Source organism: Streptomyces sp. NPDC002130, from assembly GCF_040296465.1.
GTDB lineage: Bacteria > Actinomycetota > Actinomycetes > Streptomycetales > Streptomycetaceae > Streptomyces.
The window spans coordinates 1-14,083 of the sequence record NZ_JBEOXI010000214.1; the positions used below are offsets into that span (position 1 = coordinate 1).

Consider the following 14,083-nt stretch of genomic DNA (forward strand, 5'->3'; position numbering starts at 1 on the left):
GTCAAGGTCGGCCGGGACGCCGAACTTCTCGGCCGGGCGCGCCGCGAACTGGACGTCGCGGTATGGCTCGCCGAGGCGGGTGTGCCGGCCGTGCGGGCGGCCGAGCCGAAGGCGCTGCTGGTCGACGGGCATCCGGTGACGGTGTGGCACCGGCTGCCGGACGCCGTACGGCCCGCCGAGCCGCGGGACTTGGCCGAACTGTTGCGGGTCGTGCACGCCGTGCCCCTTCCTCCCTTCGAACTTCCGCCCCGCGATCTGCTGGGCGGTGTGGAGCGGTGGCTGCGGCTCGCCGGGGACGCGATCGATCCCGCGGACGCGGCGTATCTGCGCGAGCGGCGCGACGGGTTCGCCGCTCAGGCCGCCGCGCTCACACCACATCTGCCGTCGGGGCCGATCCACGGGGACGCGCTGCCGCGCAATGTGCACGTCGGACCCGAGGGGCCCGTGCTGGTGGATCTGGAGACGGTGTCCGCCGACCTGCGGGAGCACGATCTCGTGGTGATGGCGCTGTCCCACGACCGGTACGGGATTCCGGACGAGGCGTACGCCTCCTTCACGCGGACCTACGGCTGGGACGTACGCGGCTGGGAGGGCTGTGGTGTGCTGCGCGGGGCCCGGGAGACGGCCAGTTGTGCGTGGGTCGCCCAGCATGCGCCGAGCAACCCCAAGGCGCTGGCCGAGTTCGAGCGGCGGGTGAGGTCCCTCAGGGACGGGGACGAGACGGTGCGGTGGTATCCGTTCTGACCGCCTGGCGCCTGACCGCCTGCCGCCCAGCCGCCTGATCGCCCCCTCAGACCGGCTCGTCCGCCAACTCGCGCAGCGGCCACGTCCCGTCGACCGAGGCGGTGGGATCGCCCTTGCCGCGCAGGAAGCTCTGGAAGTCCGCCGCCCACTGCGCGTACCACTCGATCTGGCGGTGGTGCAGAGCCGCCGGGCCCAGGCCGGCGATCTTGGGGTGGCGGTCGGCTATCGCCCCGGCCAGGCGGGCCGCCGCCAGGGCGTCGGCCATGGCGTCGTGGGCGGCGTCGAGGACGACGCCGTACTCGGCGCAGACCGCTTCGAGGTTGCGTTTGCCGCGGCGGTAGCGGTCGACCCAGCGGTCGATGGTGTACGGGTCGATGACCGGGGCCGGGTCCATGCCGCCCAGGCGGTCCCGCAGGGACGGCAGCCCGTGGCGCCGCAACTCCGCGGAGAGCAGCGTGAGGTCGAAGGCCGCGTTGTAGGCGACGACCGGTACGCCCGTCTTCCAGTAGGAGGTGAGGACGTCCGCGAGGGCGTCCGCCACCTGGTCGGCCGGTCTGCCCTCGGCCGCCGCCCGCTCGTTGCTGATGCCGTGCACCGCCACCGCGTCCTCGGGGATCGGCACTCCCGGGTCGGCCAGCCACTCGCGGCGCCCGATCGACTCCGCGCCCCTGACCTCGATCACGGCCCCCGTGACGATGCGCGCCTCGCGCGGATCCGTACCCGTCGTCTCCAGGTCGAAGCCGACCAGCAGCTCCCGGTGCCAGCCCATGGGCGGTCCCCCTTCTTGTGGTGCGTTCCCCCAGTGGTCACCACCTTCGCATGCACCACTGACAATCAGAGGATCGCGTTCCGCTCATGCCCGGCGGCGGGCCGGAGAACCACCGCGCACCGGGGCGCAGTTCATGACACCGGTCGCGAATCCGCCCACATCACCTCGAACTCCTCGCGGTAGGTGGGGAAGAGGCCGCTTTCGTCCATCTCGCCCGACTTGACCACCTTGCTGCCGTTGCGCAGCACGAACACCGGTGCCTCCATGCCCCGGGTGCGGCGCAGATAGCTCTGTACGACCGCGATGCCGTCCGCGCCGTCGCCGTCCACCAGGTACGCCGTGAAGCGGGGCGTCTCGTCGAACACCTGGATCTCGAAGGCGCCGGGGTCGCGCAGCCGGGCACGCACCCGGCGCATGTGCAGGATGTTCATCTCGACGGCCCTGCTGAGTTCGCCGCGCTTGATGCCCAGTTCGCGCTCGCGGCGCTTGACCGCGCTGGAGGCCGGGTTGAGGAACAGCAGCCTGACCCGGCAGCCGGACTCCGCCAGCCGCACCAGACGCCGGCCGGAGAAGTTCTGCACGAGCAGGTTGAGGCCGATGCCGATGGCGTCGAGGCGGCGGGCCCCGCCGAAGATGTCCTCGGCCGGGAACTGCCGCATCAGCCGCACCCGGTCCGGGTGGACGGCGACGACGTCGGCGTACCGGTCGCCGACCAGGTCCTCGACCGCGTCGATCGGCAGCCTGCGCGCCGAGGGCACGTCACCGCCCGCGCCGAGCATCTCCAGCAGCCGCGCGGAGGCCCGCTCGGCCTGGTTGAGCACGGCCTCGGACAGGGCCCGGTTGCGGGAGACGACGTTGCGGGTGACCTCCAGCTCGTCCAGGGCGAGTTCGACGTCCCGGCGGTCGTCGAAGTACGGCTCGAAGCAGGGCCAGTGCTGCACCATCAGCTCGCGCAGCTGCGGCAGGGTGAGGAAGGAGAGGACGTTGTCGTCGGCCGGGTCGAGCAGATAGCCCTTGCGGCGGCTGACCTCGCGGACGGCCACCGCACGCTGGACCCACTCCTGGCCTGCCGGCCCGGCGGCGGCCACCACCCAGTCCTCGCCGTGGACAGGTTCGTAGACGGGCCGCAGCACGGCGGCGACGACCGCGCGCAGCCGCTGTTCGACGAGGTTCAGCCAGATGTAGGCCCGGCCGGCCCGCTGGGCGCGGGTGCGCACCTCGCGCCAGGCGTCGGCGTCCCAGTCCAGTTCCGGGCCGATCGAGCCCGTCGCGTCCATCGGCCGCGCCAGGGACACGGCACCGGTCGGGACGTCTGCGGAGTTCCCCTCGTGACCCTCGTCACCAGGGGGCAGCTCCAGCCCTCCCGAGCCCACCCGCGCACCGCCTTCCGCTCCCCCGCACACTGCCCTTGTCAACGATCAAGGAAGGGTACTCCGGGAGCGGTCGGCGGTGCAGCCGGATGGGCAGGGTAGTTCTCAACCCCGGGGCCGCCAGTGCCCGTTCTGCCAGCCGAGCTCGGCCGGAGTGAGCGGATTCATGGCGGTGACGTCGCGCGGGACGATGGAGAACCCCTGCCAGTGGACGGGCATGGGCTGCTGGTCCTCGTCCCGGGCTATGTGGTGGAAGCCGATGTTCGTCCAGACCACCGGGTGGGTCAGGGCCTGTCCGTTCACCCACTTGTCGACGCTCTTCCCGGCGCCCGGCCCGCAGTTGCCGGGGTTGTGGCTGGCGAACAGTTCGCACTTGTTGTACTGCGTGACGTACACGTCGTGCTTGGTGTAGCTGCGGCCCGGGTACTTGGTGGTGGGTCCGGGGACGATCTCGTAGGAGCGCGCGTGTCCGTCCTTGTTCTTGCCGGTCGCACTGACCACGCGCCACCAGCGGTAGTTCTTGCTGTCTCCGGCCAGTTCCTTGGCGACCTTGGTACGGGTGGTCTTGGTGGTGGGCGCGCGCTGGCCCCGGGTGGGCGCCGTGACGGTGGAGTCGTACTGCTCGACGGTGTTCTTCGTGGAACCGTCGAGCGCGAAGTCGAGCCGCCAGAAGGCGTTGTGGCTGTGGCTGGTGGCCTTGGCCGCGCTCGCGCCCTTGCCGATCGGCCAGCCACGGCCGTCGCCCGCGTCGTAGTCGTCCCAGGACAGGCTGCCGGTGGCGCCGACGTTCATGGTGATCGTGCCGTCGTCCTGGAAACGCCACTCGGTCATGTACTCGTACCAGCCGACCTGGTTCACCGTGTAGACGAGGAGGTCCTTGCCCTCGGCCTGGAAGACCTTGTTCGCGGTGTCGCCCTGCATGCGGTAGGCGTGGCCGCGGGAGCGGGTGGTGGTGCACAGGCCCTTGACGTTCGGGTCCTCGTTCCAGGAGTCCGGAACCTTGACGGTCTTGATGGTGCCGCCGGGGCACTCGCTCGGCGCCAGGTTCATCAGGCCTTGGGCGAAGTCAAAGCCGGTGAGGTCGTCGTACTCGACTTTGCCGTCGTCGTAGGGGACGTGGATCTGGCCGAGGCGGGCGCTGTTGAGGACCTTGATCTGTTTGGGTTCGCCCTTGGGCTGGTACGAGATCTTCTCCAGCACGAGGCCGGCCTTGCCGTCGTAGCGCCAGCACATCCGCCAGGTGGTGCCGGAGGAGAGCTTCTGCTCGATGCGGTAGGCGGCGCTGCAGTCGGCGGCGGGCGGCGCGGCGGGGGCGGCCTTCGGCTGGGCGGTGGCCGGTCCCGCGCCGGCCGTGGCGCCCGCGGCCAGCGCTGCCACGGTCAGGCCCACGGCCGCGCGGGTGCGGGCCTTGCTGTTGCTGTTCACGCGCATGACGAGATGACTCCCTGACGAGGAGGAGCGAGGTGGACGGTGAGTGAAGCGGGCGGGTCAGTGGCCGAGCCGGGCGACCTTGCGGGCGCTCAGGTCGATCACCAGCTGCCGGGCGTCGACCCACGGGCCGTTCTTGACCTTCGGGAACAGCCGGACGCAGCGGTGCTCTCCGCACTTGTCGAGCACGGCGGGCTGGGCGCCCGGCGCGGCCCGGTAGACGGCTCCGCTGAGCTGGAGCTGGTCCGGGGAGGTGAGCGCCTTGCCGGTGGCGTCCTGATAGTCGGCCTTCAGGCCCGAGCCGAGCGGGTCGGCGATCAGGAGAGCGGCCGCCTCGGCCTTCTCGGCGCGGCTCAGCGGCGGCTGGACGCCGTGCTGGGTGCCGGTCGCCACCACCTTGCCGGTGCCGAGGTCGACGGTCCGGGTGACGAGGGTGTCGTCCCGGTAGTCGTAGAACGTCACGTCGGCCCGGCGGGGCGCGTCCGGCTTGCCGGCCTCGTCGGCCTCGGGTTCGGCGAGGTCGACGCCGAGGGGCTGCGGACCGCGTTCCCCGTCCACGTTCTCGCTGCTCCGGAACAGCTGCCGGCTGAGGGCGATCTTCTCGGCCCGCTCCAGCTCGTCGTCGGTCAGCGGATCGCGGCCCTCGCCCTTCTGCCCTTCGGCAGGGGCCGCCTCGACGACCCCCGGCGCCACGGCCCGGCCGCCCGGCCCCGTGGCGCCCGTCCCCGCAGCTCCGGCCTCCTGCGGGACGGACCGCCCCGCCCGGGTGCCGCTGTCGTCCGCCCCCGCCGTGCCCGGCAGGGTCACCGCCATCATCACGGCGGTCCCGGCCACCGCGATGGCGGTACCGGCCACCATCTTGCCCAGGTGGCGGTGCACTATGTTGCGCACGTCTTCCCCCTACTCCCCCAAGCCCCGGGAGTATGTGTCAGCCCCATTGGTTTGCATACCGCGTATGCACTGGTCATTCGGTAAGAGGGAGATAAGTCATAGGAGGTTCCCTCACTTTCGGGGAGACTCGGGACCAAGGCGTCCCCACCGGCGCCGCACACCTGAAAGAGTCGTATCCATGCAGGTCTGGCCTGGCGAGGCGTATCCACTCGGTGCCACGTACGACGGCGCCGGAACCAACTTCGCGGTCTTCTCGGAGGCCGCGGACCGAGTAGAGCTGTGTCTGCTGCACGACGACGGCTCGGAGACGGCGATCGAGCTCCGGGAGAGCGACGCCTTCGTGCGGCACGCGTACGTGCCCGGCATCATGCCGGGGCAGCGGTACGGGTTCCGGGTGCACGGCCCGTACGCCCCGGAGCGCGGGCTGCGCTGCAACTCCGCGAAACTGCTGCTCGACCCGTACGCGCGTGCGATCAGCGGCTCGATCAACTGGGGCGAGGAGGTCTACGGCTACCACTTCGACGACCCCGACCGGCGCAACGATCTCGACTCGGCGCCGCACACCATGACGTCGGTCGTGGTCAACCCCTACTTCGACTGGGGCGACGACCGGCGCCCGCGCACCGAGTACCACCACACGGTGATCTACGAGGCCCACGTCAAGGGCCTCACCATGCGGCACCCGGGGCTGCCGGAGGAGCTGCGCGGCACCTACGCGGCCCTCGCGCACCCAGCGATCATCGAGCACCTCACGGAGCTCGGGGTCACGGCCCTGGAGCTGATGCCCGTACACCAGTTCGTGAACGATCACCGCCTGGTCGACATGGGCCTGAACAACTACTGGGGCTACAACACGATCGGTTTCTTCGCCCCGCACAACGCCTACGCCTCCTGGGGCGACCGGGGCCAGCAGGTGCTGGAGTTCAAGTCCGCGGTCAAGGCGCTGCACGAGGCCGGGATCGAGGTGATCCTCGACGTGGTCTACAACCACACCGCCGAAGGCAACCACCTGGGCCCGACCCTGTCCTTCAAGGGCCTGGACAACTCGCGCTACTACCGGCTCACCGACGACCCCCGCTACTACATGGACACGACAGGGACGGGAAACTCCCTGCTCATGCGGTCCCCGCACGTGCTCCAGCTGATCATGGACTCGCTGCGGTACTGGGTCACGGACATGCACGTCGACGGGTTCCGCTTCGACCTGGCGGCGACGCTCGCCCGGCAGTTCCACGAGGTGGACCGGCTGTCGTCGTTCTTCGACCTGGTGCAGCAGGACCCGGTGGTCTCGCAGGTGAAGCTGATCGCCGAGCCGTGGGACGTGGGCGAGGGCGGCTACCAGGTGGGCAACTTCCCGCCGCTGTGGACCGAGTGGAACGGCAAGTACCGGGACACCGTGCGCGACCTGTGGCGGGGTGAGCAGCGCACGCTCGCGGAGTTCGCCTCACGGCTGACCGGCTCGTCCGACCTGTACCAGGACGACGGGCGCCGCCCGCTGGCCTCGATCAACTTCGTGACCTGCCACGACGGCTTCCCCCTGCACGACCTGGTGGCCTACAACGACAAGCACAACGAGGCCAACGGGGAGGACAACCGGGACGGCGAGAGCCACAACCGCTCCTGGAACTGCGGGGCCGAGGGCGAGACCGACGACCCGGACGTGCTGCGGCTGCGGGCGAGGCAGATGCGGAACTTCATCGCGACGCTGATGCTGTCCCAGGGCGTGCCCATGATCAGCCACGGCGACGAGTTCGCCCGGACCCAGGGCGGCAACAACAACGCCTACTGCCAGGACAACGAGCTGTCCTGGGTCGAATGGCCCGAGAACACCGAGGACGCCGAGGACGCCGAGGACGGTGCGAGCACGGAGCTGCTGGCCTTCACGCGTGCCATGGTGTGGCTGCGCCGCAACCACCCGGTCTTCCGGCGGCGGCGCTTCTTCCACGGACGGCCCGTGGAGGGCACGCACGACGACCTGTCCGACATCGCCTGGTTCACCCCGGACGGCCGGGAGATGACCCAGCGGGACTGGGACTCGGCGCAGGCGTCGGCGCTGACCGTGTTCCTCAACGGCAACGCGATCTCCGAGCCCGGGGCGCGCGGGGAGCGCATCACCGACGACTCGTTCCTGCTGATGTTCAACGCCTCGCCGAAGCCGCTGGAGTTCGTGGTTCCGGTCAACCACGGGCGGCAGTGGGAGGTCGTGGTCGACACCGCCCTCGCGGCCGGTGTGCCTTCGGACACCGGCGCCAAGGTGCAGGCCGGGGACCGGCTGACCCTGACGGACCGGAGCATGACGGTGCTGCAGCGGCCCGTGTGACCGCCCGGCGGTGCGCGTCGTCCGGAAAGCCACTCGTCCGGGCGACGCGCGGCGCACCTGGCGCGGGGGATGACACGAACGGCGGCAGGGCGGGTACGTACGTCTCCATGACACCTGAGCGACTTGACCCGGTGGTGCCCACGGCCACGTACCGGCTGCAGCTGCAGCCCGAGTTCCCCTTCGGAGCAGCCGCGGCCGTCGTGCCGTACCTGGCCTCGCTCGGCGTCTCGCACCTGCACCTGTCCCCCGTCCTGGAGGCGGTGCCGGGCTCGACGCACGGCTACGACGTCGTCGACCACGCGCGCGTGCGCGAGGAACTGGGCGGCGAGGAGGGGCTGCGGGCGCTGGCACGCACCGCGCGCGAGCACGGACTCGGCCTGGTGGTGGACATCGTCCCGAACCACATGGCGATGGCCCCGCGCCACAACCGCGCCCTGTGGGAGGTGCTGCGCGAGGGTCCGAAGTCGCCGTACGCGCGCTGGTTCGACATCGACTGGGAGGCGCAGGACGGACAGGTGCTGCTGCCGGTCCTCGGCGGACCACTGGGCGAGGTGCTCGACGAGCTGCGCGTCGACGGTGACGTGCTGCGCTACTACGACCACGTCCTGCCGCTGCGCGAGGGCACCGAGGACCTGCCGCTGCCGCATCTGCTGGACGCGCAGTGGTACCGCCCGGTGTGGTGGCGGCTGGCCCGGACCGAGCTCAACTACCGGCGGTTCTTCAGCATCTCGGAGCTCATCGGGGTGCGGGTGGAGGACCCGGAGGTGTTCGAGGCCACCCACGACAAGATCCTCGGGCTGCTGCACGAGGGCGTGATCGACGGGCTGCGCATCGACCACCCCGACGGGCTCGCCGACCCCGACGGCTACCTCCGGCGGCTGCACGAGGCGACCGGGGGCCGCTGGACGGTCGTGGAGAAGATCCTCGCCGACGGCGAGCGGCTGCCGGCGTCCTGGCCCGTCGCGGGGACCACCGGCTACGACGCCCTGCGGCACGTGGACGGGGTGTTCACGGACCCGGCCGGGTTCGGGGACCTGCTGGGGCGGTACCGGCGTTTCGCGGCCCCGCAGACGGACCGGGGCGGGCAGTGGGAGGCGACGGTGCGCAGGGCGGCGTACAAGGTCCTCACGCACGAGCTGGCCACCGAGACCGACCGGCTCACCCGGGTGGCGAGCCGGCTGTGCGCGACCTCCCCGGAGCCTGCCCTGCGCGACCGCGCCCCCTGGGCGCTGCGTACCGCCCTCCAGGAGCTTCTCGTCCGGATGGAGGTCTACCGGCCCTACGAGTCCTCCGACGCGGCGTCCGTGGTCACCGAGGAGGCCGCCGCCGACGCCCGGCACGCCTTCGCCGTGCCCGAGGAGGCCGGTGCGGTGGACGTGGTGCGGGACCTGGTGCTGGGGCGGTACGGCGACGAGCCCGCCCAGGTGGAGTTCCGGACACGGTTCGCGCAGACGTCGTCGGCGCTGCGGGCCAAGTCCGTGGAGGACACGGCGTTCTACCGGTACGTGCCGCTGCTGTCGGCGACCGAGGTGGGCGGGAACCCGGGTGCTCCCGCGCTGTCTCCGGAGGAGTTCCACGCGTACTGCGCGCGCGTGCAGCGCGACTGGCCCGTCACGGGGACGGTGGCCACGACGCACGACACCAAGCGCAGCGCGGATGTCCGGGCCGCGCTGCACGTGCTCACCGAGTGCCCGGACCGCTTCGCGGACGTGCTCGCGGAAGTGACCCGCGCCGGGGAGGGCGTGCCGGACGCGCAGCTGGCGTGGGCGGCCTGGCAGACCGTGTTCGGGCTGGGGCCGGCCTCCGGGGTGCGGGAGCGGGTGCAGGGGGCGCTGCTGAAGCACGTGCGCGAGGCGGGCCTGTACACGAGCTGGACCGAACAGGAGCCGCCGTACGAGGAGGCGGTGGAACGGTTCGTGGCGGCCGGGCCCTGCGGGGCGCCGGGCGAGCGGGTCGCCGCGTTCCGGGAGTCGCTGGCGCCGTACATCCGGGCCAACGTGCTGGGAACGGCCCTGGTGCAGCTGACGATGCCGGGCGTCCCTGACGTCTACCAGGGCACGGAGGCCGAGTACCGGGCGCTGGTCGACCCGGACAACCGGCGGGCGGTGGACTTCCCGCCCGCGGAGTCCGGCGGCACCTCCGCGGAGAAGACGGCGGTGACGAAGGCGGCGCTGGGGCTGCGGGCCCGGCGGCCCGGCGCCTTCGGTGACACGGCGACGTACATGGCGTTGCCGGCGGAGGGACCGGCGGCCGGGCACTGCCTGGCCTTCGTCCGCTCCGGTGAGGTGCTGACGGCCGTGACCCGCCTGTCCCTGCGGCTCGCGGAGGCCGGCGGCTGGCGGGACACCCGGCTGCAGCTGCCGCCGGGCCGCTGGGCGGACGTGCTGGCGCCGGGGCGCGAGTTCTCGGGGCACGCGCGCGTGGAGGAGCTGTTCGAGGGGGTGCCGGTGGCGTTGCTGGAGAGGGTGGGCGACTGAGGGCCGTGCGGTCGGCTGAGGAGCCCACGTCGCCGGACGCGACGGGGCAGCACCGGACGCGGGCTCCGCGCCCGGGGCCATGCTTCCGGGCGCCCCCCGGGGACCACCCCGTCGCGCCCTTGACACCGCATCATGGCCGTGGGGTACTGCGATGGCGAACTCGGGCGGATGTGACGGGGGTGAGTGTCCTGCCGGAGCTGCGCTACCCGACGGTGACCGAACAGGTCTCAGCTGCCCGGGCGTTGACCGCTCAGCGCCCCGGCGTGTGCACCCTGCGGCAGGTGGGGGTCTCACGCGCGGGCAGGCCCCTGCACCTGCTGTCCGTGGGCCGCTCCCGCCGTGCCGTACTGGTGGTCGCCGGCGCCCACGCCAACGAGCCGACCGGTTCCTGCACCCTGCTCGCAGTCGCCCGTCGGGTCCTCGAGCAGCGGGAGTTGCGCGACGGCGTCTCCTGGCACTTCCTGCTGTGCGCGGACCCCGACGGGGCGAGCCTGCACGTGACGCCGGCGCCACGCAGCCTCTTCGACTACCACCTCGGGTTCTTCCGGCCCGCGGGCCCGGAGCAGCCCGAGTGGGCGCCGTCCCTGCTGCCGCCGGACCGGCTGCCGCCGGAGACCCGGGCCCTGACGGGCGTCATCGACGAGCTGCGCCCCTACCTACAGGTCACCCTGCACGGCACGGACCTGGGCGGCAGCTGGGTACAGCTGACGAGGGACGTGCCCGGGCTGGCGGAGCCGTTCGCGAAGTCGGCGGCCGAGCTGCACATCCCGGTGGAGACCGGCGCCTCCGACGCCGCCGGCTGGCCCGCGTCCGGGCCGGGCGTGCACGTCATGCCGGCGCCGGGGATCGGGCCGGCGTACCCGAGCCTGCCGGACGACGCGCGGCACAGCACCTGGTACCACGCCCACCGGTACGGCGGGCTGACCGCGGTGGTGGAAGTGCCGATGTGGGCGAGCGACCTGGTGGACGACCCGGCTCCGCATCCGGCTCCGGCGGCGGCGATCGGGCTGCTGGCCCGCCGGCTGCAGCGGGACGCACTGGAGGTCACGCGTGTGCTCGACCATGCGCTGCCCCGGCTGGCGGACCTGGACGGCCCGTTGCTGCGGGCCGCCCGGTGGGGTCTCGAACTGGTGCCGGGGCTGGCCTCCGACCTGCTGCACACCCCGCCCGCCGACCTCACCCGGGCGTACGTCGGCAGCGTGGACGCGTTCGCGCGCCGCGTGCCGCTGCGGGCGGCGGCGATGCTGTTGCGGGTGCTGCGCGGGACCGACGACGAGGCGGCGAAGCAGCTCGAGGGGCTCGTGTCGACCTGGAGCGACGCCTTCGCGGAACGGTTCCGCGCCCGCTGGGTACCCCTGGAGCACCAGGTGGAGCACCAGTCCCGCACGGTCGTCGCGGCGGCGCTGCACGCGCGCGAGAGGGCGTGGTAGGCCTCAGTCCCGCTGCATCGGCACCGGCTCGCCCGAGCCGGAGCGGGCCCGCGCGCGGCGCCCGGCCAGATCGAACGCGGCGAGTACCACGCGGGCCTGGTACTCCGCCTGGCGGGCCACCGGGATCCAGCGCGCCCCGCAGCCGTCGCGGTACTCGGCGCACCACTGGTCGATCAGCAGGTCCAGCTCCGGCAGCGCACCGGCCGGGTCACGGCCGGCGGCCCGTAGGAGCTGGTGCAGCAGTCCCGCGGTGCGCAGCGCGAGCCGGCGCCCGGAGATGCGCAGGGCGACCAGGTGGGCGGTGCTCAGCGGCGGGAGGGGGTGGGCCGGACTGTCGCCGGTGCCGGGGTCCCAGGCGTCGGCGAGGCCGGGGCAGACCAGGAGGTAGTCGTCGACCGGGGCGAGCAGGCGGGCCGCGTCGGGCACGGTGGCGAGGTGCGGACGGATCCGCCCCAGGAGCTGCCGCAAGAGGCCCGTGTCATGGCGCAGGGTGCGGCTGACGGCCCGGAGCACGGCGTCCCGGTCCGCGGGCGCGGAGCCGTCCGCCACGGCCGTCACGCCCCACATGGGCGCCTCGACGACCGCGGTGACGGTGCCGTGCCGGTACGGGTGGAACCACGTGGACTCGACGGCGGCCTCCGTGATGGCCGCGACCAGGTCGGCGCGGCGCGGCGGTGGGATCCGGTAGACGGCGGGCCCGAGGCCGGGCCAGTACAGGGCGTCGTACGCGCCGAGTTCGCGCGGTATGCCGAGCCGGGCGGCGATGTGGGCCAGGCGCCGGTCCAGGCCCGGCAGGTCGTGGGTGAGCTCGACGAAGCCGCCGCCGATGTCGACGCCGTGCAGGGAGCACTGGAGGAACGGGCGCAGTTCGTCCTGGAGGTCGAGCAGGGCCCGGGTCTCCGGCAGGGCGGCGCCGGCCGCGCCGTCGGGCAGCCACTCGGGCTGCTCCAGGAAGCCGGGCCGGAAGAAGTTCCGGACGTAGTGGCCGAGTGTGTACGGGCCGTGCAGCCAGTTCTCGTTGCGGCGCGACCCGTCCGGGTCGAGGCACAGCAGCAGGTTCCAGGTGGCGTCGGCGCCCTCGGCGAGCCGCGGGTCGGCCAGGGCCCGCTCGGCCAGGCGCAGCACGGTGGCGCCGCCCACCGGTTCGTTGGCGTGGGGGCCGGCCACGATCAGCGCCTGACGGCTGCCGCGGCCCACGGAGAGCAGCCACATGGGGGTGCCCGCGCGGGAGGTGCCGACCCGGCGCAGCCGGGCGTCACGGGGGTGGCGGGCGACGAGGGCGGCGGCCCGGGCACCCAGTTCGTCGACGGTCGGGTAGCGCAGCAGGGGCGGCAGGGCACACCTCCCCAATGCGGTGCCGTCAGTTCACCAGGTGTAGATGGTGTACGCACAGTCAGTCACGACTTGAGGGGTACGTCAACACCGTCAACACCGCGGACCACGATGGGATTTCGGCCACCGTCCCCGGACCCGCCTTCGGTAAGGCCCAGGCCAGGGCTGAGGCGTGGTTCCGTTTCCGGTCAGCCGGCCGACAGCCGGAAGGTCATCCGGCCGAAGCCCACCTGGTCGCCCTCGCGGACGACGGCCGCGCCGACGACGCGCCTGCCGTTCACCGTCGTGCCGTTGGTGGAGCCGAGGTCGCGCAGGACCCACAGACCGCCCTGGTGACGGAGTTCGGCGTGCACGCGGGAGACCGTCTCGTGGTTGAGGCGCAGTCCGCTGGCGGGGTCACGGCCTATGCGCAGCGGATGGCCGTGGGAGGGGTGGGGCAGCTGCAGCTTGGGCAGCCGCTCGGCCTGCCAGGCCCTGCGCAGCCGCAGAGAGAAGCCGGAGACGGCCTCGACGGTGCCGAACACCAGGCGCGAGAGGCGGCTCTCGGTGCGCAGATCGGCGGTGAGCGCGGCGAGTTCGTCCGGGCGGCGGGCGGCGAGCGCCAGTTCCATGCGGTGGACGAACGTGTCGTGGGACAGGCGGCCCACGGCGACGCCGTCACGGAGCACCTTCAGCACCCGGTCGCGCTCCGCGTCGGAGAGCCGCGCGGGGGACGTGTTGAACTCGAAGGACGACGTCACGCTCGTGATTGTCGGGCAGTGCGGCCGGGCTGTCCAGAAAACGGGAAATCGGCAGCCACGCGCGCGTATCCGGTGAGACCCGCCGCAAATGGGTGGATGCGGCGGCGGATTGATCTCTTTTGACGCACCATGGACGGGCTACATCACGGTGAACAGACGAAGGGGAACCGTCCGTGCAGTTCGAGGTGTGGGCACCACAGGCCGGCCGGGTGACGCTCCGGTGCGACGACGTCACTCGCGTGCTGGATCGCGATCCGGAACGGGCGGGGTGGTGGCGGGGCGAGGCCGAGGCGCGCGACGGGTCCCGCTACGGCTTCGCGCTGGACGACGGGCCCGTGCTGCCCGACCCGCGCTCGCGGCGGCAGCCGGACGGCCCCGACGGGCTGAGCGCGGTCGTCGATCACGAGCGGTACCCGTGGCGCGCGCAGTGGCGGGGGCGCCCCCTGCCCGGCGCGGTGCTGTACGAGCTGCATGTGGGGACGTACACCCCCGAGGGCACCCTGGACGCCGCCGCCGAGCGGCTCGGGCATCTCGCCGAACTGGGCGTGACACATGTGCAGCTGATGCCGTTGTGCCCCTTCC

The 14,083-nt window shown here is 72.6% G+C and carries 10 protein-coding genes and 1 pseudogene; 5 read left to right on the forward strand and 6 right to left on the reverse strand.

Annotated features, from left to right (window positions below):
• Positions 1 to 744 (forward strand): phosphotransferase (locus ABT116_RS31235; RefSeq protein WP_351640686.1); only part of this gene is annotated, 744 nt, incomplete at its 5' end.
• 46 nt (positions 745 to 790) lie between these two features.
• Here ABT116_RS31235 and ABT116_RS31240 read toward each other — a convergent pair.
• The 4 genes from ABT116_RS31240 to ABT116_RS31255 form a co-directional block, all read right to left on the reverse strand.
• Positions 791 to 1,513: a 3'-5' exonuclease gene (locus ABT116_RS31240; RefSeq protein WP_351640688.1), complete on the reverse strand. Its 723-nt coding sequence runs from the start codon at positions 1,511 to 1,513 to the stop codon at positions 791 to 793.
• 131 nt (positions 1,514 to 1,644) lie between these two features.
• On the reverse strand, positions 1,645 to 2,886 hold the full coding sequence (locus ABT116_RS31245; RefSeq protein WP_351640690.1) for a DUF5919 domain-containing protein: 1,242 nt from the start codon (positions 2,884 to 2,886) through the stop codon (positions 1,645 to 1,647).
• 102 nt (positions 2,887 to 2,988) lie between these two features.
• Complete coding sequence (locus ABT116_RS31250; protein WP_351640693.1) at positions 2,989 to 4,314, reverse strand: copper amine oxidase; 1,326 nt, start codon at positions 4,312 to 4,314, stop codon at positions 2,989 to 2,991.
• Between the two features lie 57 nt (positions 4,315 to 4,371).
• A complete protein-coding gene (locus ABT116_RS31255; protein WP_351640695.1) occupies positions 4,372 to 5,202 on the reverse strand; it encodes a Tat pathway signal sequence domain protein in 831 nt (276 codons plus the stop codon).
• A 178-nt stretch (positions 5,203 to 5,380) separates the two neighbouring features.
• Between ABT116_RS31255 and glgX the strand changes: the two genes are divergently transcribed.
• The 3 genes from glgX to ABT116_RS31270 all read left to right on the forward strand — a co-directional run bounded on the left by glgX (position 5,381) and on the right by ABT116_RS31270 (position 11,429).
• Complete coding sequence (glgX, locus tag ABT116_RS31260) at positions 5,381 to 7,522, forward strand: glycogen debranching protein GlgX (protein WP_351640696.1); 2,142 nt, start codon at positions 5,381 to 5,383, stop codon at positions 7,520 to 7,522.
• A gap of 107 nt (positions 7,523 to 7,629) precedes the next feature.
• The gene (treY, locus tag ABT116_RS31265; protein WP_351640698.1) at positions 7,630 to 9,999 is read left to right on the forward strand and encodes a malto-oligosyltrehalose synthase; all 2,370 of its coding nucleotides are present in this window, start codon (positions 7,630 to 7,632) and stop codon (positions 9,997 to 9,999) included.
• Positions 10,000 to 10,178: 179 nt separating this feature from the next.
• A complete protein-coding gene (locus ABT116_RS31270; protein ID WP_351640699.1) occupies positions 10,179 to 11,429 on the forward strand; it encodes a M14 family zinc carboxypeptidase in 1,251 nt (416 codons plus the stop codon).
• Between the two features lie 3 nt (positions 11,430 to 11,432).
• Here ABT116_RS31270 and ABT116_RS31275 read toward each other — a convergent pair whose 3' ends face one another.
• Positions 11,433 to 12,779 carry a M14 family zinc carboxypeptidase gene (locus ABT116_RS31275; RefSeq protein ID WP_351640701.1) on the reverse strand — a complete coding sequence of 449 codons (1,347 nt, stop codon included), beginning with the start codon at positions 12,777 to 12,779 and terminating at the stop codon, positions 11,433 to 11,435.
• A 170-nt stretch (positions 12,780 to 12,949) separates the two neighbouring features.
• Positions 12,950 to 13,501, reverse strand: a complete 552-nt coding sequence (locus tag ABT116_RS31280; RefSeq protein ID WP_104778212.1) for an FHA domain-containing protein — start codon at positions 13,499 to 13,501, stop codon at positions 12,950 to 12,952.
• A 173-nt stretch (positions 13,502 to 13,674) separates the two neighbouring features.
• On the opposite strand from ABT116_RS31280, the pseudogene ABT116_RS31285 reads away from it, so the two are divergent.
• A pseudogene (locus ABT116_RS31285) lies at positions 13,675 to 14,083 on the forward strand (malto-oligosyltrehalose trehalohydrolase); the annotation flags it as partial.